General features: G+C 66.3%; 15 protein-coding genes. 1 reads left to right on the forward strand and 14 read right to left on the reverse strand.

What is annotated here, in order from left to right; translation table 11 throughout:
• Window positions 1-443: 443 nt before the first annotated feature.
• Complete coding sequence (locus OIE68_RS13410; protein ID WP_327099706.1) at window positions 444-791, reverse strand: DoxX family protein; 348 nt, start codon at window positions 789-791, stop codon at window positions 444-446.
• Window positions 792-894: 103 nt separating this feature from the next.
• Between OIE68_RS13410 and OIE68_RS13415 the strand changes: the two genes are divergently transcribed.
• A complete protein-coding gene (locus OIE68_RS13415; RefSeq protein WP_327099707.1) occupies window positions 895-1779 on the forward strand; it encodes a sigma-70 family RNA polymerase sigma factor in 885 nt (294 codons plus the stop codon).
• Between the two features lie 171 nt (window positions 1780-1950).
• On the opposite strand, the gene ilvD is transcribed toward OIE68_RS13415, so the two are convergent.
• The 13 genes from ilvD to OIE68_RS13480 form a co-directional block, all read right to left on the reverse strand.
• Complete coding sequence (gene ilvD / locus OIE68_RS13420; RefSeq protein ID WP_327099708.1) at window positions 1951-3657, reverse strand: dihydroxy-acid dehydratase; 1707 nt, start codon at window positions 3655-3657, stop codon at window positions 1951-1953.
• Window positions 3658-3820: 163 nt separating this feature from the next.
• Window positions 3821-4294: an HAD-IIIC family phosphatase gene (locus OIE68_RS13425; RefSeq protein ID WP_327099709.1), complete on the reverse strand. Its 474-nt coding sequence runs from the start codon at window positions 4292-4294 to the stop codon at window positions 3821-3823.
• Window positions 4295-4460: 166 nt separating this feature from the next.
• A complete protein-coding gene (locus tag OIE68_RS13430) occupies window positions 4461-5237 on the reverse strand; it encodes an SDR family NAD(P)-dependent oxidoreductase (protein ID WP_327099710.1) in 777 nt (258 codons plus the stop codon).
• Window positions 5234-6166 (reverse strand): diacylglycerol/lipid kinase family protein, encoded by a 933-nt coding sequence (locus OIE68_RS13435; RefSeq protein ID WP_327099711.1) that lies wholly within the window; start codon window positions 6164-6166, stop codon window positions 5234-5236. The genes OIE68_RS13430 and OIE68_RS13435 overlap by 4 nt, the downstream gene beginning before the upstream one ends.
• Window positions 6151-6873, reverse strand: a complete 723-nt coding sequence (locus tag OIE68_RS13440) for an HAD family hydrolase (RefSeq protein ID WP_327099712.1) — start codon at window positions 6871-6873, stop codon at window positions 6151-6153. Before OIE68_RS13440 ends, OIE68_RS13435 begins: the two co-directional genes overlap by 16 nt.
• Entirely contained in the window at window positions 6870-8273 is a 1404-nt protein-coding gene (locus OIE68_RS13445; RefSeq protein ID WP_327099713.1) for a nucleotidyltransferase family protein, read from the reverse strand. Before OIE68_RS13445 ends, OIE68_RS13440 begins: the two co-directional genes overlap by 4 nt.
• A 1-nt stretch (window position 8274) precedes the next feature.
• Window positions 8275-9597 carry a pyridoxal phosphate-dependent aminotransferase family protein gene (locus tag OIE68_RS13450; RefSeq protein ID WP_327099714.1) on the reverse strand — a complete coding sequence of 441 codons (1323 nt, stop codon included), beginning with the start codon at window positions 9595-9597 and terminating at the stop codon, window positions 8275-8277.
• A complete protein-coding gene (locus tag OIE68_RS13455) occupies window positions 9594-12317 on the reverse strand; it encodes a PEP/pyruvate-binding domain-containing protein (RefSeq protein ID WP_327099715.1) in 2724 nt (907 codons plus the stop codon). The genes OIE68_RS13450 and OIE68_RS13455 overlap by 4 nt, the downstream gene beginning before the upstream one ends.
• Window positions 12314-13705, reverse strand: coding sequence for a cytochrome P450 (locus OIE68_RS13460; RefSeq protein ID WP_327099716.1), 1392 nt, complete (start codon window positions 13703-13705; stop codon window positions 12314-12316). The genes OIE68_RS13455 and OIE68_RS13460 overlap by 4 nt, the downstream gene beginning before the upstream one ends.
• A complete protein-coding gene (locus OIE68_RS13465) occupies window positions 13702-15417 on the reverse strand; it encodes a fatty acyl-AMP ligase (RefSeq protein WP_327099717.1) in 1716 nt (571 codons plus the stop codon). Before OIE68_RS13465 ends, OIE68_RS13460 begins: the two co-directional genes overlap by 4 nt.
• A complete protein-coding gene (locus tag OIE68_RS13470; protein WP_327099718.1) occupies window positions 15414-15668 on the reverse strand; it encodes an acyl carrier protein in 255 nt (84 codons plus the stop codon). The genes OIE68_RS13465 and OIE68_RS13470 overlap by 4 nt, the downstream gene beginning before the upstream one ends.
• The gene (locus tag OIE68_RS13475) at window positions 15665-16504 is read right to left on the reverse strand and encodes a hypothetical protein (RefSeq protein WP_327099719.1); all 840 of its coding nucleotides are present in this window, start codon (window positions 16502-16504) and stop codon (window positions 15665-15667) included. The genes OIE68_RS13470 and OIE68_RS13475 overlap by 4 nt, the downstream gene beginning before the upstream one ends.
• Window positions 16501-22536, reverse strand: coding sequence for an aminotransferase class III-fold pyridoxal phosphate-dependent enzyme (locus tag OIE68_RS13480; protein WP_327099720.1), 6036 nt, complete (start codon window positions 22534-22536; stop codon window positions 16501-16503). The genes OIE68_RS13475 and OIE68_RS13480 overlap by 4 nt, the downstream gene beginning before the upstream one ends.
• Window positions 22537-22549 lie beyond the last annotated feature (13 nt).

Raw genomic sequence — 22549 nt, forward strand, 5'->3', positions numbered from 1 at the left:
CGTTGCCGGGCTGGATCCTCAGGACTCGGCGTGTCCGCGGGAATGTGCCGGGCGGACAAGGGAATCTGTGGCCTGGGGATCTGCACTGCAAAATAGGGCTGGCAATGGCATCGAGTGCAATATCACATTGCATGCAGGTGCGCATAACATGCTGTGCCGCACCGGATGTCGAATAGCCCACTGGCCGACTGGTGTGCCGCCGCTGTGCTCGCTTCGTCGAGGCGAATTATCTGGTCGCTGCCGAAGGGTGGTGCGTGGGCACCTGGCAAGACGATGACACCCAGCGGGACAGCGGCACCCAGCAGCACCCGGCGGCGCGACGACACCCAGCAACTCGACAGCATCCGGCAGCGCAGTAGCACCCGGCGGCGCAGTAGCACCCGGCGGCGCAGCGGCGCCCGGCAGCGCAGCGGCCTCGATCGGGGGCACGGAGGCATGGCGAGTCAGGCGTAGGCGAACAGGGCGAGGGAGGCTGTGGACAGGATCAGGTATGGCAGGGGGTAAACGATGTCGGTGTACCACTTGGCTCGGATGATGGTGATTTCTGCACCGAGGAAGTACAGGACCAAGCAGAGTGCGGCGGCGAGGCCAAGTGGCGGGATGGCCAGGCCGATCAAGAGGCCGAGGCCGCCGAGGGCTTTCAGGATGGCCAGTGGGTTGAGGGTCCATTGTGGGAGGCCGTAGCCGCGCATCATCTCGCGCACCTGATCCGCCTTGACGATATCGAAGCCGGTGGCGCCGAATGCGGCTGCGGCGGCAAGGATGGTGACGACGACATATGCGACAGACATAGGGACTACCCTCCGGGTATCTGGGTTCTGCGGGTCTGCGATCGTGGGTGGGGCACCCGATCGCCTTATTCACGTGACGGATGCCGACCGCGAAAGGTGACCGATGCACGCACAGGAATTGTTGGCGCGACGATTCGAGACGCACCGCGATCACCTGCACGCGGTCGCCTACCGGATGCTCGGGTCGGCCAGTGAAGCCGAGGACGCGGTGCAGGAGGCCTGGCTGCGGCTGGACCGCTCCGACACGAGCGAGGTCGAGAATCTGGCGGGCTGGTTGACCACGGTGGTCTCCCGGATCTGTCTCGATATGCTGCGCTCGCGGACCGCCCGGCGCGAGGATCCGATCGATCGGATCGCCGAATTCCGGGACGCCGCCGATGACCGCGATCCGGAAAGTGAAGCGGTGCTGATCGATTCGGTCGGGCGCGCGTTACTGGTGGTGCTGGATACGCTCGGTCCGGATGAGCGGGTGGCGTTCGTGTTGCACGATATGTTCGCCGTTCCCTTCGATCAGATCGCGCCGATCGTGGGGCGCACCAGCGCCGCCACCAAGAAGCTCGCCAGCCGGGCTCGGACCCGGGCGCACGGCGATGCGAGCGCGTCCACCGCCGAACTCGCGCAGCAGCGCCATGTCGTGGATGCCTTCCTCGCCGCTGCCCGCAGCGGTGATCTCGACGCACTGCTCGCGGTCCTCGCACCCGATGTGGTGCGTACGGCCGATCCGGCCGCGCTGCCCTCGGGTATGGCGCCGGTCGCGCGGGGTGCGCAGGCAGTGGCCCGCGAGACCGTCATTCTGCGCCGCCGCTCCCGGGTCGCTGCGCTCGCGCTGGTCGACGGCGCGGTCGGCATCATTGTCGCCCCGCGCGGCAAACTGCTGCTCGCGCTTGCGGTTACCGTCGCGGACCACCGAATCGCGGGCTACGAGGTGATCGCCGATCCGGCCCGCCTGCGGCAGCTCGACCTGGCCGTACTCCCCGAATTTCCCTGAACGAGCGGAATTCAGGTCGCCACGCATGAGCCATCGACAACGCCGCCTGGGCAGTTCATGCGGTGGTCGCGGCGAGCCGGTGCGAGCGGGCCACGTGATCCGCCGACGACCGCGTCTTCCGGTGCAGGCATCAATCGTGGCCCGAAGGCATCGGCAGCCGAAGGCTCCCCATCAGTCGCAGACGGCCCCGAAGGACGCTGAGCCCACCAGCTTCGAGTATTTGGCGAGCACGCCACGGGTGTACCGCGACGGCAAAGGTTTCCAGCCTTCGCGGCGGCGGTCGAGTTCTTCGGGGGCGACGAGAAGGTCGAGGGTGCCTGCGGCGACGTCGAGACGGATCTGGTCGCCATCGTGGACAAAGGCGATCGGCCCAGCATCGACCGCCTCGGGAGCGACATGGCCGACGCAGAGACCGGTGGTGCCGCCGGAGAAGCGTCCGTCGGTGAGCAGCAGCACGTCCTTGCCGAGGCCCGCGCCCTTGATGGCCGCGGTGATCGCCAGCATCTCGCGCATACCGGGACCGCCCTTGGGCCCCTCGTAGCGGATGACCACCACATCGCCCGCAGTGATCGTGCCGTCCTCGAGCGCGTCCATCGCCGACCGCTCGCGATCGAAAACCCGTGCTGTACCGGTGAATACGTCGGAATCGAAACCTGCCGACTTGACCACCGCGCCGCCGGGCGCGAGCGATCCGGCGAGAATCGTGATGCCACCGGTCGGGTGGATCGGAGATGTCATGGCCCGCACCACTTTTCCGTCGGGATCCGGCGGAGCGATGGTGGCGAGGTTCTCCGCGACCGTGCGACCGGTGACGGTCAGGCAGTCGCCGTGTAGCAGTCCGGCATCGAGCAGCGCCTTCATCATCACCGGCACGCCGCCGATCCGGTCGACATCCGTCATCACATGTCGCCCGAAGGGCTTCACATCGGCGAGGTGCGGCACCCGGCGGCCGATGCGCGCGAAATCCTCGAGTGCCAGATCAACTTTTGCGTCGTGGGCGATCGCGAGCAGATGCAGCACGGCATTGGTGGAGCCGCCGAATGCCATCACCACCGCAATCGCGTTCTCGAAGGCCTCCTTGGTGAGGATGTCGGCCGTCGTGATTCCCCGCCGCAGCAATTCCACCACCGCCTCACCGCTGCGCCGCGCGTAGCCGTCGCGGCGCCGATCGGTCGCGGGCGGTGCCGCACTGCCGGGCAGCGACATACCCAATGCCTCGGCCGCGCTCGCCATGGTGTTGGCGGTGTACATGCCGCCGCAGGCGCCCTCACCTGGACAGATGGCCCGTTCGATGGCGTCCACGTCCGCACGGCTCATCAAACCGCGCGAGCAGGCGCCGACCGCCTCGAACGCGTCGATGATCGTCACTTCGCGCTCACTGCCATCGCTGAGTTTCGCGATACCGGGCAGGATCGAGCCCGCGTACAGGAACACACTCGCCAGGTTCAGCCGCGCCGCCGCCATCAGCATGCCGGGCAAGGATTTATCGCATCCGGCCAGCAGCACCGAACCGTCGAGCCGCTCGGCCTGCATCACGGTTTCCACGCTGTCGGCGATCACCTCCCGGGATACCAGGGAGAAATGCATGCCCTCATGTCCCATGGAGATGCCGTCGGATACCGAAATGGTTCCGAATTCCATCGGATACCCGCCGCCCGCGAACACCCCCTCCTTGCACGCCTTGGCAAGCCGGTCCAGCGACAGATTGCACGGCGTGATCTCGTTCCACGAGGAGGCCACCCCGATCTGCGACTTCCCCCAGTCGCCGTCGTCCATACCGACCGCCCGCAGCATGCCACGCGCGGCCGTCTTCTCCAGACCATCGGTGACATCGCGACTACGCGGCTTGATATCGGGACCGTTCGGATCATTGACCATGGCCACATCATTCCCGCCCGGATCGCCGAGCGCCGCCGACCACGCCGATCACCGCGTCGATTATCACCGACCGCCGACCAAGATCAGGTGGAGCTGGTGGAGAGGGCTACTCGGGCGATGCCGCCGTGGATTCCACCTGATCTTGATTTCTCATTTGGGCGGCCTAGCCTCGGACGCTCGCGAAACCCATGGGCGGGGTGGGTGATGGGCCTGTGCGTAGGACCGGGCGGAAGTCGGGTAGGGCGGGCAGGACATCGGCATTGCGGGCGGCGTAGCAGCGCACGCGTGGGAGTGCGCGGGTGACCTCGGCCCGTTCCACCGGTTCGGCATCGATGAAACCGATGGTGTCCAGTTCCAAACCGAGGGTGTGCGCGATCCGCGATAGCGAAGCCGATTTGCGGCCCCAGCCGATCTCGACGGCCGAGAACATGTCGTAGAGCCCGTGCCGGTAGAGCTTTTTGAGGGTGAGGTCGCGGTCGCTGCGGCTGGCTACGGCGTGCCAGATGCCGCGCTCGCTGAGCTTCAGCAGCGTGCGCAGGGCGGCGGGGCGTGGTGCGCCGCTGGTCGCGTCGCAGACGACACCATCCCAGAGGGTGTTGTCCAATTCCCAGACAAGACATCTCAGAGCCGGTGCCATCGCCTGCCCCTATCGGTTGGTCATCGCTGCCTCTCCTGCCATGTCGTCGGCAGATGGGCTACTGCGAAAACCATCCAGCGAACGGCACGTACCGGACAAGCCCCCGCTTTCTTGGGAGCCCGTGCGGCCGAGGTGATACTACCGGCACTGCCCGTGCATGCTCCTGTCAAAGGCCGTAGTAGCGGCGAACGAGCCGTTCGTAGACCCGAGCGGGCGTGAATCGCCGGGTCCAGAACGAGAGCCGAACGTCGCTGCCGCACAGGTAGGTTTGGCGCGGTTCGGACGCTTCCAGGATTGTCCGCACCTTCCTGGCTACCATCTCCGCGGATTGTCCGTGCTCCAGATATCCGGTGACGCGCCCCAGCACCGAAGTCCGATCCGGCGTGTATGCCTCGATCGGATCGGCAACGCGCGCAGCCGAATCGATGATCGGGGTGACCGTCCACCCCGGCGCGAGGACCGAGACGTGGATGCCGAAGCCCGCGGTCTCCATCCGCATCGCCTCACCGAGACGTTCGATGGCCGCCTTGGTGGCCGAATACCAGCCGCCATAGGGTTCGGCGATCGCGCCCGCACCGGAGCTCACCACGATTACCCGGCCGTGCCCCTGCGCACGCATGATCGGCAGCACTTCGCGCAGCACGCGGTGGGTGCCGATCACATTGGTATCGATGAGTGCGGCCGCCTCGTCCGGATCGGTCTCCTCCACCGAACCGACAATGCCGTAGGCGGCGAAGGTGACGACCGCATCGATGCGGCCGTGCCGTGCGTGCACGGATTTCACCCAACTCCGCACCGCCTCGGAATCGCGGACATCGACCGCACTCACGCCATCCCGCGCGATCTTGTCGCTGCCCGCGACCGTATAGCCGCCGCGCGCGAGGTATTCGACGGTCGCCGCGCCCATACCGTTGGCGGCCCCGGTCACCAGGACAACGGTCACGGCGCACACACCTGCAGCACGCGCGGCAGCACCTCTAACCGGGCCGATTCCACAATCGTGATCTCGCCGTCCAATTCGAGCGGTGCGGGTGCGGCGGGCCGCAGTTCCACCGCGGTGTCGCGACGGCAGGTGGCCAGCGCCGAACCCCTGAACTTGCCGCGGTAGAGACCTGCGATGAGCCCCAGGATCCGTGCCCGTCCGGCGGCTTCCCAGATATTCACGTCGAACATGCCGTCCCCGCGGGTGACCGGTGTGTCGTAGTACATGCCACCGGCGAAGTGCACGCTCTTGAGCACACCGACATTCGTGATCGGTGCGGTGTGCACCCAGTCGGATCCGCGCAGTTGGATGGCGAGTGGCTTGTGGGTGGCGATATTGCTCAGCGCGGTGGCGATAATGGCCGCCTCGACATTGCGGGATTTGAGCCAACCGATCAGCCCGCGCGCATTGTTGAACGAATGATTGCCTGCCGCAACGAGTCCCATGCTCGCATTGAGCAGGAAGTATCGGACTGTTCGGGTGCCGTCCGCGAGCAGCATGGTGGCCTTGCCGACATCGACGAGCTCGGGTGTGCCGAGCCGAACCGGGATATCGGCGATACTGGTTCGCACCGGTTTGTGGAAGTCGTTGGAACTGCCGAGACCGATCGCGCCGAGTGCGACCGATTCCGCCCCGTGTCGCGGTCGGTCGGTCGCCGGGTCCATGATCGCGTTGAGGACCAGGTTGACCATGCCGTCGCCGCCCGCTGCCACGATCACCTCAGCTGGATCCGACTCGAGGCTCGCCTGGACCAGTTTCATGGCTTGTTCTGCGTCACTGGGCATTTCGACGGTGAGATCGGTATTCCGTTCGCGTAGCACGCCTTCTACCGGCCGCCACCGCTGCAGCGCGGTCCCGGCATTGGACTGTGGATTCAGGACGACGAGCATGATTTCTCCTCGATACCCAGCCACTCGCGCAGCCGAGGCCAATCCCCCGTACTTACAAGGCCCGAATATTCGTGTGGAACAGCCGATTTCGGCACACTCACCAGGAATACGGGGATCCCGAGAAGTGCCGCCGGTGCGTCGTTGGCGGCGTCGTTGCCGATCATCACGCACTCCCCCGGTTCCGCGCCGAGCCGGTCGAGCAGTTCTCGGTAGAACTCGTTGCTTGGTTTCGAGTGGCGCATGTTCTCGCCGCTGGTGCGGAAGGTGAACACGGACGGGTCGTAGCCGCCCCAGCCGAGCCGGGTGGTGACGGTGCTGTCCGGCCACAGCGGGTTGGTCGCAATGACCTGTACCGTGCCCGATTCCTGGAGCCGGGTCACCGTATCCAGCGCCAACGGCTCCGGTGGAAAGCAACCACGCAGGCGCGGAAAACCTGTCTCCGCCAGGCTCTTCAGTTGACTCGCCACCGCGTCAGGTGCGACCCGCAGCCGCTCGGCGAGCAGTCGGACCATCAGGTCGGTGTTGGTGTGCTCGCTGTCGTTGGCCCGAACCTGCTCGAGCACGCCGGGCAGAACACGCAGAAAACGATGCGGTGGGGTCAACCCGCGAAATGCCTGCGCGGCCACCAGCGGCATCAGCGCCTTGAACCGGCGCCGATGCAACCCCACCAAGGTGCCGTCAAGGTCCCACAGCACTGTGCGGTTCATTCCTGACTGTCCAGTACCGCTTGGAGATCGGTGCGGGTCAGGCCCAGTTGGGCCGCGTATTCGTCGATGCCGGGACGTTCGGTCGCAGTCGTACCGATTCCGGCCCGGCTCGCCAGCTCCGAACCGTACGCGGCACCGAGATCGAAGACGGTCTTGGCCAGAGCCGCCGGAAACAGCCAGCGGCCGAGGTCGCGCTGGAAAACGCGAGTCAACCGGTAGGGGGCGGAGATTCGCGCGCCGAGATCGGCTAGCGGCGCCGGCTCGCGCAGCGAACTCATCTTGCGCGCTTCGTCACCGGGCGCCAGCAGCAGATCCGACCACAGGCGGCCGAAGCGGTCGCGCTTCTCGCTCGCGAGCGCGGTCATATTGAATTCGGTGTAGGCCTTTTCGATGCGTGAGGTGTGGGTGGAGCGGCTGCGCAGCAGGACATGGATATCGGCGGTTTTGCGCGCGGTGTCGTAGCGGGTGAAGCGGTTGATCCTCGGTGCGATCCGGCTGATCAATGCCGCGGACTCCGGTTCGGGCACGAGCCGATCGGCCAGCGAAAAGGCGTGGTACATCAGGCTCTCGCTGCCCGCCTTGGCGATTTCACCGGCCAGCAGGTCGTAGTCGAGGTCATCGGCGTAGCGGGCCAGGTTCCAGATGTCGGCGAGTTCGCGTACACCGGTCTTGTAGTAGGGCAGGTGGATGCCGAGGTGGTGCAGGTTGTCTTCGTGCGACATAGCCCAGGCGGGCACACCGTAGAAGTCGATGCGCCGCACGCGCTTCCAGATCGCGGTGTAGTCGACGGTGTACGGAGCCAGCGGGGTGATCAGGCCCCAGTGCGTGCCGACGACAAGGGATCCGTCGCGGGAAACGAACGACGGCAGGTGGTGTGAGCGTTCGGCGCGGACCTTAGGGGCCTTGCCCAGCAGTTCGGAAGTGGCGAAAAGTCCCATCTCCCGGTGGATCTCGATGACGGTGTCCACCTGATCGAGTTCTATGAGGATGTCCAGGTCGTTCATGCGCTTGTAGCGCGGATCGTGGTAGATCTCCGCCGAGAACAACATGCCCTTGAGCACGACGCAGCGCACGCCGCGTTCGTCGAAGCGGCGCAACAGTTCCCTGGCACCGGCCAGGCGCCGATCGTTCACGGCGGCAATGTGATCGGTCACGCTGGCGAAATGTGCTCGCACCAGTTCGGGAACGAGGTGGTAGAGCTCCTCGGATTCCAAGCGGCGCTGCACCAGTGGGATGGTCGCATTGAGCTTGGCGAGTTCGAAAACCTCTGACCAGTCGGTGATCTCGTGGGCGAGCTTCGCCAATGCGGCTCGCTCGTCCTGACTCGGGTCGGCGAGCGCCGCGTGCACGAGCAGGCGTTCGGAAGCCGTGCCGCCCGCGGCGATTTCGGTTCCGGTCATATCAGCGGATTCCTTCTTCGATCGTGCCGATTTGTTCGGGATGGAAGGCGAAGCGGCGAGCCACGGCCGAGATCTTCTCCAGCGCGAAATCCAGCTGATCGCGACTGAGCGTGGCCATCATGCTGACCCGCAGTCGCTGCTGTTCGCGTGGGACGGCCGGGAATTCGACGCCGTTGACGAATACACCCTCCGCGTGCAGCGCCGCAACGACCTCGGCGACGGCGAGGTGCTGCGGCACCAGGATCGGGATGATCGCGGTCTGCGGATCGACCGCAAAACCCATTCGACGCAGTTCCCGCACGAAGTAGTCGACATTGTCGTGCAGTTGGCGGACTCGCTCCGGATGCGCATCGATGAAATCGATGGCGGCGAGTACCGAGGCGACGACCGCGGGGGCCAGCGATGCCGAGAACATGTACGAGCGCGCGAAGAACCGCAGTGTGTCCACCAGATCCTTCGACCCGGCCACGAAACCGCCGGTGGTGGCGAACACCTTCGAGAAGGTGCCCATGTACAGCTCGACCGATCCGGCCCCCATGCCGAAATGTTCGGCGGTGCCGTGGCCGTTCGTCCCGAGCACACCGGTGCCGTGCGCGTCGTCGATGGCCAGCCAGGCTCCGAACGAATCGCACAGCGCCCGAATCTCCGGCAGCGGTGCGATATCGCCGTCCATCGAATACACGCCCTCGACGGCGACCACGATATTCGCGCCCGGATTGCGCCAGCGGATCTGCATGAGCCGGTGCCGAAGATGCCGAAGATCGTTGTGCTCGAAGGCCATCGAGCGGACCCGCCCCAGTTGGATGCCGTCATAGAGGCTGGCATGGCTCTGCTCGTCGTAGAGCAGGATGTCGCCCTTGCGCAGCAGGCCGGTCACCCAGCCCACATTGGCGGCGTAGCCGGAGGAGAACACCAGCGCGGATTCGCAGCCCTTGGTCTCGGCGAGGCGTTCTTCCAGCCGCCGGTGCACCGAAGTGGTGCCGTTGAGCAGTGGCGGTCCGCCATGGCCGACACCGAATTCGCGCACAGCCCGGACGGCGGCCTCGACGATCTCCGGTTCGTTGCCGAGGCCGAGGTAGTTGTTCGACCCCAACATGATCAGGTCGCGGACTGCGCCCCCGTCGGGATCGCGGACCTGTACGACCGGACCCGCAGGCCCGGTGATCTCACGCAGGACGAATCCGGTGCCGCGCGCGTTCGCGACATAGGGCCGGAATTCCTCGAAGCGCTGTTCGAAAGTGTGCGCGGCGGGATCGAGGTAGTGCTCGAGGCTGAAGTTCTCGCCGTGCGCGGTCTCGTGCGGTGCTGCTGCGGTGGATGTCATGAGGTGTGTTCCTGAACGATGGTTGCGGTCCCGGCCTTGCCGTCGAGAATCAGCACATCCCCGCTGGCGACCAGCCGGGTGACGCCCGGAACGCCGACGACGGTGGGAATGCCGAGTTCACGGCCGATAATGGCGGTATGGGAAAGCGGGCTGCCCTTCTCGCTGACCAATCCCCCGGCCGCCACCATCAGGAAGACCCAACCGGGATCGGTACTGGCTGCGACGAGGATCTGACCGTCGACGACCACATCCGGTTCCGGCGTGGTCAACACCAGTGCCGGAGCTTCGACTCGGCCCGGCGCGCAACCGATTCCGTGCAGCACACTGCCGGAATCGCCGATGGGAGCCGGATGGTCGAAGGCCGGATCGTTGATGCCGACGGCCGCGATTCCTGCCGTGACGATCCGTGACGGCAGTTGCTCGATGCGCCAGCGCTCATGATCGCTCTTGCGTGTGGCGACCGTGCGCGCCGCATCGGTATCGACAGCGGTCCCGCGGGTAAGAGCCGCGATCTCCTCGTAGGTGAGCCAGAAGATGTCGCGCGGATCCTCGAGCAGTCCGGCCGCGTGCATCTGCCTGCCGTATTCCCGGAATACCCGTTTCACCAGGCCGAAGGAGCGGCTGCGACCCAGCCGCATATTCTCGCGCTGTTTCACATGCTCGCGTGCCCGGCCGAGTGCGAACCGGAATGCCAACCGTTGCGGGAGCTTTCCACGGAACAACCTGGCCGCGGTGCGCTCCGCGTCGCGCCGGATCTGCTTCTCGCGCGCCGCCATTTCGTCGATGTTCTGACCGCCACGCAGGTAGTTCCGCAGCATAGGAACCAGTCGCTCCGGATGTTCGCCGAGCGGATCGGTTTCCAGCTTCAGCTCGTCGACGGTCCGGTCGCCGAACAGGGCGATATGCCGCAGGCATGCACCGCGGAAATCGGCGAACTCCGGCTGCGCCAGAGCTTTCCACACTTCGTGCGGTTCCAGTGGCCCCTCGAACAGCTCACGCAGCGCGGCATCCGCCCGGACCGTTGCGGTCAGTGCGAGCGCCGAGCGGACCGGGTCGACACTGTCGACACCTTCTTCGCCGCAGAACAATTCATTGCGCAGTGTGATGGCGGCCGGCTCGGTGAGGCCTTCGCGTTCCAGCAGCAGACCCACGACGTGGAACATCTGCTGGGCCAGAAAGTCATTGAAGATCTGCACCGCGTAGGCGGGTACGAGTTCGTGCAGGCAGCGTTCCATCCACTCCAGTAGTGCTTCCGGATCCCGTTCCCGCTCCGGTGTTTCCGGGTCGAGCCGGTGGTCCAGATCGGTGGTGAAGGCCTGGAGTTCGGTGAAGAACGCGCGCAGCCGCCGCGGTAGCCGCAGCCAGCCGACGGTGATGATGGCGGCGATACGCAAGCGCAGCAGATACATCTTCGCCCGTGCCGGCCCGCGTTTCGGCGCGGCGGGCCGCTGGTAGCGGTTCTCGATATTGAGTGCCGCCTCCCAGGCTTCGATGGCGAACTCCATGCCCGGTATCTGCAGGAACAGCCGGTACCAGTTGCTGATGTTGTAGTAGATGCGGCCGTGTGCGGTACCGACCAAATAGGGGTACAGGCTCGCGGCATTGCGGTCGACGATGGCGTCGGTTGCGCCGAAATCCTTGTGGCAGGCACGGAACACCTGCTCATAGGCGTTCCGCAGGATCGAGAAGGTCAGCGGGCTGGACAGACCGGGATAGGACTCGGCGACATTCACATTGTCGAAAATGGTTTCGCGGGCACCGGTCGCGGTGATCGGGCGGGCCTGGAGCAGGTACAGCACGCCCTCGGCGTCATAGGCCCATTCGACATCCTGTGGCGCGCCGAAGGCCTCGGCCAATCCCGTTGCGGTATCGACGAGTTCGACTACCTGCGCGTCGGTGAGTGCCGGATCGGTGACGGCGGCGATCTGCTCGATGACCGTGCCGGAACCATCGGCCGCAACCACGACCCGGCTCTGCTTCTCCGCCACAGAACGGGACACGATCGTGCACGCGGCGGTGTCGACGAAATAGGTATCGCACTCCACGGTTCCGGCAACCACACCTTCGCCCAGACCTAGTGCCGCCGAGACGACGGCCTCGCCCGGGTCACCGGTCTGCGGGTTGCAGCTGAAGGCGACGCCCGAGACCGCGCTGTCGATCAGCGCCTGCACCAGGACGGCACAGTCGATCTCGGTGTTGTCCAGTCCACGGTGTGCTCGGTAGAACAGTGACCGCTCCGAGTAGGCCGAGGCGAGCACTTCCAGCACCGCCGCCGATACGTCCGCCGGGGCGACATTCAGCAGGGTATCGAGTTGGCCCGCGAAGGAGTCCGTCGCCGAATCCTCACCGCTCACGGAGGAACGCACAGCCAGCCGAGCACCGGATTGTGGTGTGCGATCAACGATTTCGCGCACGTCCGCGCCCAGCTCGGTGTCGATATCCGCTGGGATCGGCTGAGCAAGGATGATCGTGCGGATCTCCTCCGACGCCGCACGCAACGATGCCGGAACGGTGTGATCGAGCGAATCCAGCGCGTCGGCGATGGAGCCACGGATCGGTTCGAGGATGCGCGCACACGCGGCGGCATTCAGCACCACGAACGGTGGCACCCGGTAGCCAGCCGCTACGAGCCTGCCGAGATTCGCTGCCTTGGCGCCCACTTGCGGCGCCATCGTCGCATCGGCGGCCAGTGCGGTATCGCTGACGGTGGTTCCGGTCATTGCGCGGCCTCCTGCATGGTCGTGGCCGTCGGCACCGCGGGCGCACGCCGGGTGAGCCGCACGAGTACCGGATCGGGGGTATTGGAGATCTCCGGGTTCTCCCGCACCCGCATCCCGTTGACGAGTTCGATGTCGTAGCGGGCCAACAGCATTGCGATGCCCACCCGCACCTCCATCAGCGCCATATGTTGGCCGACGCACAGATGTGCGCCCCAGCCGAACGGGAAGTAGCGGTACGGCGGGCGCGCCTTGGTCTGTTCCTTGGTGAACCGGTCCGGATCGAAGGTCAGTGGTGAATCCCAGAATTCGGGGAAGCGGTGGTTCACGAACGGGCTGATCACCACGATCGCGCCCGGTTGCAGATCGAAGCGGTCGAAGCTGTCCGGTTCGACGGCGGTGCGGCTGAATGCCCACGCGGGTGGATGCAGACGCATGGCCTCGTCGATCGCGCGCCCGGTCAGCTCCAGCGCGGGCAGCGCCCGGTCGACACCGTCGGTCAGTGCGAGGGCGATATCGATCTCGTCGCGTACCCGCGCGAGCACCGCCGGGTTGTGGGCCAGCTCGTACATGGTCCATGCCATCGCGCCGCCGGTGGTTTCGTGTCCGGCGAGCAGGAAGGTGAGCACTTCGTGACGCAGTTGCGCGTCATCCATGGCGTGCCCGGCGTCATCGCGGGCCGCGAGCAATCGGGCCAGCAGGGAAGTCGCTTCGGCATCGGCTTCTCGGTGACGCTGGATGACGCTGTCCACCACGCGATGTAGTCGTTCGCGAACACCCTGGAAGCGGCGATTGGCCGGGATCGGCACGTTCGGCGGGACTTGGATGGGTGCGGCCATATGCCGCATTACCCACGAAACACCCCCGCGCACATCGTCTTCGATCTGGGGCAGTACACCGTCGATATCGGAGCCCATGACCGCGCGGCACACCACATCGGCCGCGAAACCCATCACCTCGGGGACCAGGTCGAAGGCCGCGCCCGTCGCGGCGTACGCATCGAGGCGATCGAGCATCCGCTGTCCGCACTCGACCATCAGCGGAATCTCGGTATCGACGTGGCGGCGGGAGAATGCGGGTTTGATCAAGGCGCGCTGACGTTTCCAGAGTTCACCGCCGCTGGTCAGGAGCCCAGGGCCGAGCAGGTAGTTCAGACTCTGATAGCTGATGCCCTTCTCGTACTTGGCCGCGTTGGTGACCAACACCTGATTGATGTGCTCCGGCTCGACGAGCAGATGCATCTGCTGATGCACCAGCCGCAGCCGGACGCTGCCGCCGTGCGCGACGGCCTGCTCGTAGAACAGCGCGAGCGGGTCGGCGCGGTAGTCCGGATACGCACCCAGCGGATGTCGCAGCGCCGGACCGCCGAGCCTGCGGCCGCGTTCGCTCATGCCGCGCCTCCGGCACCGACCAGATCGTCCTCGGCCAGGAACAGCCGCCTGGCCTCGGCGCGCTGCACCTTGCCGCTCGTGGTCTTCGGAATGCTGCGCGGCGGCACCACCCGAACCCCAGCGGGCAGCACACCGGTGCGCTTGCTCACCGCGACCCGCACCGCTCGGCGCAACGCATCGTGTTCGGTCGCCTCCGCACCCGATTCGACAATGAGATGCAGTTCCTCCGAGAGCCCTCGGGTATCGGCATGACCGACGGCCGCGACGCCACCGAGGCGCACACCCGCGACTTCCTGTGCGGCGAGCTCGAAATCGGTGGGCAGGTAGTTCGCGCCGCGGATGATGATCAGGTCCTTATGCCTGCCGGTGATGCGCAGCCGGCCGTCGCGCAGGTAGCCGATATCGCCGGTGTCCCACCAGCCGTCCCGAGTGGCGGCCGCGGTCTCTTCGGGCAGCCGGAAGTAACCGATGGTCATCGATGGGCCGCGGAATTGAATGCGGCCGACCACGTCCGAACCGCACACCGCGCCGTCCTCGTCGACGATGCGTACCTCGGTACCGGGCAGCGGTGCGCCGCAGTCGACGATATGCATCACATCGCGGTCGTCTTCCGGAATGTCCAGGGCCACACCTTTTCCGGTGAGCGCCCGGCGCGACACCGAGTCGTAGGCGACCGGCGCGTGCGGGCGATTCACGGTGACCGCGAGGGATGCCTCGGCCATGCCGTAGCAGGGCACCAATGCATTCTTCGGCAGTCCCCAGGCCGCGAACCGGTCGACGAAACTCTGCACGGTCGGCGGATGGATCGGCTCCGCGCCGCAGAACAGGAACCGCCAGCTCGACAGATCGACGCCGTCGAGTTCGGCGTCGGTAACCCGGGCGGCCGCATATCCGTATGCGAAATTCGGTGCCGCCGTGAATGTTCCGCGATACCGGCTGACCGCACGCAGCCAATCCCCCGGACTGCGCAGGAATCGGCTCGGCGGCATGAGCACCGCGTCGATGCCACGGAATACCGGCGTCAGGAATCCGCCGATCAGCCCCATATCGTGGTGTAGCGGCAGCCAGCCGACCCAGGTGTCACCCACTCCCATCGCGGCGGCCTGTGCGATCTGTTCGCAGTTGGCGGCCAGATTCGCGTGGGTGATCTGCACACCTTTCGGTGTGCCCGTCGAACCGGAGGTCGCCTGGATGAACGCCAGATCTCCCGGTTCGGGAAGTCTGGGCGCCAACGTCGGCGCGTCCGGCGAACAGGCCCAGGCGTGCAGCACATCGCCATCGATGGCGGCCATGGTGTCCGGCAGTGCTCCCCCTGCGAGCACCGACCGCGTCGCGACAACCGCCGCGGGTTCCAGATAGCCGAGCAGCCGAGTGAACTTGTCGCGGAAGATATCCGCCGAACCGAACCCGCTCGGTGTCGCCACCGCGGTCGGCACCGCGCCGAGCATCAGCGCACCGAAGAACGCCGTGACGAACTCCGGCGAGGTGGGCAGACACAGCATCACCCGATCTCCCGGCTCGACCCCCTCGGCGGACAGTGCGGCCGCGGTGCGTCCCGCGGCGGCCGCGAGATCTTCGTGTCGCCAGGCGATTTCACCGTCGGCGTCGCCGCGCTCCGGAACGAAAATCGTGGACGGTGCCGATGCGCCACGCTCGGCGTTGGCCATTAGCGCATGCACGATCGTCGGATGCTGGGGAACCAATTCCGTCACTGTTCACCCCGTACGTATCGCACGATCTCGCCGACCGTATTCAACTGCGCCGCAGCGTCTTCCGGTATGACGATGCCGAATGCCTGCTCCAGCTGAATGGTCAGCTCGATCGCGGTCGGCGAATCCAATCCGTAGTCGATCAATTGCGCGGACGCGTCGATCTCGTCCGCCGAAACCCACAGCACCTCACCGACAATGGCGCGCACCCGCGCCTCGGTCTCGGTGGCCGGGGTATCTGCCTGTGTACTCACCCGAGTAACTTCCCTTCCGTCACGCAGGCGCGGACCGACTCCTCGAGATCGACGCCGTCGCCGGTGTCGATGCGGTGGAATCCCACTTCGGGGAAGGCCGCCGCGAGGGTGTCGCGCACCTGTAGATATCCGTCACGCAGGGCTCCGAGCCGCTCTGCTGTTTCATGGGCCTCCTTCGGCCCGTTCCCCGAACGTTCCGCACACCGTGCCGCTGCCTGTTCCGGCGGTGCGTCCAGCCAGAGCACCGCGTCGGGCAGGGTGGTGCGAAAACGGTCGGCGAAGCCGGGAACGGATTCGGTCACATCCCGGCACACCAGATCCGCGATCTCCGACAGCAGCTCCCAGATATCCGGGGAACTGCCCAGACGCGTGGATTCCGACCCCTGCCAGGCGAGGATGTCGTCGAACGTGCCCGGCCGGTGGCGTTCCAGCACGGCGGTGATCTCCTCGGCGCGATCGTGACCGTTCCATTCGGGGCGGGCCAGCGCGACATACAGCGGCCCGTAGACCAGCAATTCGATCAGCGGATGCCGTTCGAATACCAGCACATCCGGTGACCAGGTGGTCAGGAAGTGCCGCTCCACCGGACCGAACAGCGTCATCTGCAGATACATCGCGGTGGCCTTCATTTCCAGGCTGCCGATTTCATCGCATCCGACGCTGAAGGCCTTGAGCTGCTCGGACAGATCCGTCAGCGGCACATTCCGGGTGTTGTGGAAGTCCGGACAGGTCATCGAGGCGAAAGCACCTGCGCCCGGAGCCAATTCGCGCAGCCGTGCCATGACCGAGGACTTGCCGGCACCGTCGATGCCGACAATCGCGACGCGACGGGTCACCGGTCGTCCTCCCGCAGTTGGGCGAGCACAGCCTTCGTGATGTCGGCGGGTGTATCGGTGCCGTCCAGACGGATCCAGCCGAACTCCTCCGACAACGCTTCCAGCGCATCGTGACTGCGCCGCTGAAAGGCCAGGAAGGTCTCCTCGTCGCCGTAGCCGCTCTCGTAGTCGCTGCGCAACTGCTTGCGCCCCAACGCATCCTGCGGACTAACCGCGAGGTAGAAGGTGCGGTCCGGTTCCGGGAATCCCGACGCCAGCTTGCGCAGCACCGCCGGATCGCCGCCGTGTGCGACCTCGGTGGCGAAGTACTTGTACCAGTAGGCATTTGCCAGCAGGATGTCCGGGCCGCGTTCGGCGGCGAGGTCGAAGGACAGCTGCATGGCATGGAACAGGAAGTGCGCGCGACTCAGCGGCGACAGCAGTTTCAGGTAGCCGTAGATCTCGGCCGGACTGCGCCACGGCAGCTTCGAGGAGACCTTCGGATCCAGGAATGCGTCCCAAATGGTCACGGCGGCAACGCTTTGGCCCTGCGCCTCGAATTCCGCGGCGATGCGGGCCACCTGGGTGGTCTTACCCGATCCGTCGGCACCGGCGATGCAGATCAGGCGTTTGCGTGCGGTCAGTGGTTCATCCGTTCTGGCGGCCGCCGGGCGTGGGCGCTCCGGGGGCGGTGGCATGGGTTCGGTGGGTCGCAATGGCACTGCAGGCTTCGGCGGGGCGGGCTCATTCGGCTCACTGATCGGCAGCTCGTCGGGGACCGGCCACTCGTCGGGGACCGGGCGCTCGTCGGGGACCGGGCGCTCGTCGGGGACCGGCCGCAGACGCTCCCGCGACCGCTCGGGATCTGTGACGACATCGAGTTCCTGCCCGTTGTCCGAACCGGACGGCGGCGCAACCGGCTCGGACGAGACCACGGTCTCCAGCACGCTGATGACCCCCGCACCGCCATCGACCCGGATCCGCTGACCCGAGCGGATCGCGGTCGTCGCACCCGCGACATTCAGCACCGCTGGTATGCCGTATTCGCGTCCGATGACCGCCGCGTGCGAGAGCATCCCGCCCACCTCGGTCACCACGGCGGAAACCAGCCCGAGCGCGGGCGTCCACCCGGGATCGGTGAACCGAGTCACGAGGATGTCCCCTTCGCGCAGCTGGTCGATATCGGCCAGCGAAGTGATCACCCGAGCGGTGCCCTCCGCGATGCCCGGACTGCAACCCAGCCCGGTCAGATCGCCGTCGCCGATCTCGCGGACCGCGCCCACGGTGACACCACCACCCAGCTCATGCGGTGGCACCAGATCCCGATAGCCCGCGTAAACCGCACGGCGATAAGCGATCTGCGGTGCGAGCGTCGAGATATCCGCCCGCCCGGCCGCGAGATCACACAGCTCGTGGATAGACAGCTGGAACACATCATCGGCCTGCTCGAGCGTCCCCGCCGCAGCCAGGCGCACCCCGGCCTCCACGACATACGCGCGCACAATGGCATAGCACTGCGAGGAAAACTCCCGCATGCGTTCGCGCGCAACGAGATATCGGCGCATCCGCTCGATATGCTTATCCAATGCCTTGGCGTGTTTCACCCGCGCCAGCGGCTTGGCCCGCACCCGGGCGCGCACCGCGGCGAGTTCGTTTTCGTAGCGTTTGCGCTGATCCACCAGCGTCACATCGGGGTCCGCGGGCGGGGTGCCGTGTTCGAGCATGACCGCGATCATCGAGCGCACCCGCTCGGGCGCCTCCGACCAGCGCGGGCTGGTGAGATCCAGTTCCGCGTCGGCGTGGAAGCCCTGCTCGTCGAGGAAGGCATCGAGCGCCTTCGTCCATTCGGAACTGTCCAGGCCGTGATCGCCTGCCACCCTGTGCAATTCGACGATGCCGCGCTGCAGCTGCATATGGCTGATATCGGCGAGCCCGCCCATCAAGTCGATGGCCGCGGTGGTCCCGTCGGTCGCGGCATCCACCTTGTCGAGCAGTTGCTTGAAGTCGGTCTGGACGCTGGAGTTGTTGTAGATGGTGGTGAAGTAGGTGCGCTCGGTGGCGGCGTGGAAGGTGAGCAGGCAGTCCACCAGATCCGCGACGAAGGTGGCCTCGTCGGTGTGCGGCAGTTCGCGTACTCGCTCGCGCCACACCGCGTATTTCGCGGGCCATTCCGCCGCGAACGCATCGACCGCCGCCAGTTGATCCTGGTAGCTCTTCTGCACGGCCAGCGCCGCGGGCAGCGCCTTGGCAATGGTCTTCGCATTCGTCGGAGTGCGGTGCGGACCGTGGGGCCCGTAGTCGTTGAGCACACCGAGGTCGTCGTCGAAATGCTGCTCGTCGAAGCCGGGAATGCGGAAGAAGCACTTCTTCACCGCGCTGACATTCCAGTAGGCGCGGCCGTAGTACATGGCCATCCAGTCCGGTTCCGCGCCCGGTTCGGCGAGCTTCAACCGTTCGAAGAACTGCTGCATCGAGTACTGGAAGGCGTTGTCGTACAACGAGAACATCATCGGCGTGCAGACCCGCGCCGAGACGCCGCCGTCGCGCAGATCCGCGTCGGAGAACTGGTCGATATCGGTGCGCCAGCTGATCGCGGTAATGGCTCGCGCTTGTAGCAGCCACAGTTTCCCGTCGCCGTCGACGGCCCATTCGATGTCCTGCGGGCGGTGCCGGTGCGCCTGCACCGAGAGCATGAGGGCCGCGAGTTCCGCTGTGGCGGTGGCATTCAGCTCGACATCCTCATCGCCCGCGTCCCGCTCGACCACGGTGCCGTCGAACAGTCGCAGCGTGTATCTGGTCGGTGTGACCTGTCCGGAGACGAGTCGTTCGCCGAGTCCCCGGCAGGCTTCGACGACCGCGTGGTCCTCGATGCCGGTGAGCGCGTCGATGCTGAAACCGACACCGGCACAACGCGCGTCGACCATGCGCTGCACCAGAACGGCGACCGACGCGTCGGCCTCGTGATAGCCGCGCCGGGCCAGGTAGGTGCGAACTCGCTCGTTGTGCACCGATTCTCGGCACTGCTCGATATGAACGCGCAAGGCCGCGACATCGGTGATATCGAGGTACGATTCGTACTGACCGGCAAAACTCGCGTCGTCGAGGTCTTCGAGCACGCCACTCGAACGCGCGGCGACCGGGAAGCCGCCCAGCGCTCGTACCCAGCCGGTCAGATCGTCATCGGATACTTCGGCCAGGTCGAGATCGGGTGTGACGACGAATCCGGGCGGCACCTCGAATCCGGCCACGATCAATTCGTGCAGGGTGCCCGCCTTGCCGCCGGCGCGGTCCGGTGCGAAATCGGCCGCACCGAGGAACATCGGGACGGGGGTGGCTGCGGTGGGAGTTTCGGACACGGTTGGAGCTCCTGTCGGAAGCAGAACCGGGCGCACATCGTGACGGGCGGCCAGGTCGCGGGCGGCACGCACGCCTGCCGCGGTCAGGCCGCCGTAGGACGGACTCGCGGTGCGCGGTTCGAAACCGAGTAGAACGGTTTCGGCCATACACGCGTAGACGACCCCGGCGGGCAGCCCGGTTTCGGGAAACGGGGGTGTCTGGCCGAGCGGCAGCGCCATGCGCCCGCCGGAGACCAGGGTGATATTCGGTTGCTGGGGCACCGCAAGATCCACATCGCCGGGGACCGCGAGATCGACCACGAGCACCGGATGGTCGTCGGCCAGTACTTCGGCGGTGACCACCGGCACGGCCGAATTCGTGGCGGTGAGGACGATGCGACAGGTACGCAGGGCGGTCAGGTCCTCACTGACCGTCACCGCGCCGGGCAGGCCCGCGGCCACCCGCTCGAGCCGGGACGCCGATCCGGCGCGCCCGACGAGGGTCACCGAATCCGCGAGCGGCGCAAGCAGTTCCGCCATCACGGCACCGATATTGCCGAGCGCGCCGAGGATGCCGATCCGGCGCCGGCCCGGTTCGAGGCGGGCGAGTTCGGCACGAACCACCTCGTAGGCGCAGGCCGCGGTGAGCGAATTGCCCGAGGTCACCTTGACGGTGTCCTCCACGATATCGCGCGAGGCGTCGGTGACGATAGACGTGTACCCGCCGAGTCCGATTACGCTGGCGCCCAAGGCAATTGCCTGCTCCACTGCCTCCAGCACAAGATCACGCAACCAAGCGCGATGTCCGGCGCGCTGGCATTCGATGATCTGCTCGGCCGAAATCGGCACCGCGATCAGGCATACCTCGACCACGGCGCCGGTCGGCGACGTGACGAGCTGTCTGGTCAGTTCGAAGGGTTCGGCCACCCCGCGCAGCCGTTCGAACAGTGCGGCGAATTGGCCGTCGGACCATTCGGCCAACTCCGGTGCGAATCTGCGCAGATCCGCGGCATCGGGCAGATTGGCCAGGAACACCACCCTGGTCGGGGCGTTCCAATCGCGGGCGACGTCGTGGGTGCGCCGCCGCGATGGTGATCGGCGTTCCGGCACCGGCCAATTCGTAGTGACCGGTGCGGCCAAGTGTGCGAGCAGCCGGACGTAGTCGCCGCGGTGCAGCAGTGCGGCTAGATCGTCGAGCGCTGCCGTCAGTCGATCGAGCTCCGCGTCGGCGAGGAAGGCCGAGGGCTGGATCCGCAGTGTCGTTGGTGCGGAAAGCGTTGGCAGCATACGGATCCGGTGGACGTGCAGCAGATACCCCGCCACCACGTATCCGAACAGCTCCGGATCGCAGATCTCGCGCAGCAGCGCGGATGCCGGTTCCAGTGGCGACAGTTCGATGCCCTGCAGCAACCCGCGCCCCCGCACGGCGACGATCTCCTTGGGCCAGCGCCGTGCCACCGCCTCGAGCCGGGAGCGCAGCCGCGCGCCGGTATCGCAGATGCGGATCTGGTTGTCCCGCAGCAGGTCCAGCGCGGCGTCGGCAACCGCGCAGGACAGATCGTCATCGGCGAACGTCGATGTGTGGTAGCGGCCGAAGTCGGCGATCGAGCGCTGCCGGTCGACCAGCAGCGCCGAGATCTTCACCAGCCCGCCGCCCAGCGATTTCGAGAGCAGGTAGTAGTCCGCGCTCACCTGCGACGGTGACGAGGCGAGGAAGGTTCCGGTGCGCCCCATGCCCGACTGGATCTCGTCGAATACCAGGGCCGCCGTGTGCCGATCGGCCAACTCCCGCAATGCCCGCAGGGTCGCGGCCGGAACCTCGCGGACGCCGCCCTCACCCTGGATCGGCTCGGCGAATACCGCGGCGATCGGCGAAATCCTGGTCCATGACCGCACCGGCCGACCCGTGCCGTCGAAGATAATCCGGCATACCGGCCGCAGTTCATCGGCGAACGCATTCGCCACCGCGTCCGGTTCCCACGTGGCGAGCCTGCGCCGCTCGGGACCAGGCACCACCAGGTCCGCGGGCGTATCGGCGTGCTCGGTCAGGGCGAACGCACCGGCGGTCTTGCCGTGGAAGGCACCGGTCAACGAGACGAAAACCGGTCCGCGCCGCTGCAATTCGTCGACCTCGCGCAGCGATTCGGTGAGAATCTCCGCGACCGATCGGCCATCGTCGTCGGATCCGTTGTCGCCAACGGTAATCGGACGAACATCGTGCAGACCGTCGCGCCGAACCCGGCGCAGGGTGCGCCGCAGTTCGGTCTCGAGATCGCCGAGGTCGCGGGCGTGCGCCACCGCCGCATGCCGGATCGCCGCCTCCACCGCATCGGCACCGGTGGACCCGAACGTCACCACGTATTCGCGACCGCTCCCGGCGGCCACCGCCTCCGAAAGCCTTCGGGCAAGCCGCGCGGCCCCGGGCCGGACACTGCCCTGGGAGACGAACGGCGCCTGCTGATTCAGCCGGGCCGTCGCCACCCGCACCAGCGCCGGATGGTTGTGCCCGAACAGCGCCGCACCGAAACCGCCGACAAGATCCAATACTCGAGTGCCATCCGGCCGGATCAGATGGTCACTTTCAGCACCCACATACACGACATCCAGGTGGCAGGCACGTAGCAGCCGAGCCAGTCCGGGGCGGTTGTGCCGGGCGAAATCATCGAATAATTCGTCTTCGGAAACAATGGCGGAAGAATTTATTTGTTCCGAAAACACAACACCTGCCGAC

Origin of the sequence: Nocardia vinacea, assembly GCF_035920345.1 — a bacterium.
GTDB classification, from domain to species: domain Bacteria; phylum Actinomycetota; class Actinomycetes; order Mycobacteriales; family Mycobacteriaceae; genus Nocardia; species Nocardia vinacea_A.

Bases quoted from the DNA above. Each gene is read 5' to 3' on its own strand.
- OIE68_RS13415 (WP_327099707.1), top strand. From the start codon at position 895: ATGCACGCACAGGAATTGTTGGCGCGACGATTCGAGACGCACCGCGAT.
- OIE68_RS13410 (WP_327099706.1), bottom strand. From the start codon at position 791: ATGTCTGTCGCATATGTCGTCGTCACCATCCTTGCCGCCGCAGCCGCA.
- OIE68_RS13445 (WP_327099713.1), bottom strand. From the start codon at position 8,273: ATGACCGGAACCGAAATCGCCGCGGGCGGCACGGCTTCCGAACGCCTG.
- OIE68_RS13450 (WP_327099714.1), bottom strand. From the start codon at position 9,597: ATGACATCCACCGCAGCAGCACCGCACGAGACCGCGCACGGCGAGAAC.
- ilvD (WP_327099708.1), bottom strand. From the start codon at position 3,657: ATGGTCAATGATCCGAACGGTCCCGATATCAAGCCGCGTAGTCGCGAT.
- OIE68_RS13425 (WP_327099709.1), bottom strand. From the start codon at position 4,294: ATGGCACCGGCTCTGAGATGTCTTGTCTGGGAATTGGACAACACCCTC.
- OIE68_RS13435 (WP_327099711.1), bottom strand. From the start codon at position 6,166: ATGCTCGTCGTCCTGAATCCACAGTCCAATGCCGGGACCGCGCTGCAG.
- OIE68_RS13460 (WP_327099716.1), bottom strand. From the start codon at position 13,705: ATGAGCGAACGCGGCCGCAGGCTCGGCGGTCCGGCGCTGCGACATCCG.
- OIE68_RS13455 (WP_327099715.1), bottom strand. From the start codon at position 12,317: ATGACCGGAACCACCGTCAGCGATACCGCACTGGCCGCCGATGCGACG.
- OIE68_RS13440 (WP_327099712.1), bottom strand. From the start codon at position 6,873: ATGAACCGCACAGTGCTGTGGGACCTTGACGGCACCTTGGTGGGGTTG.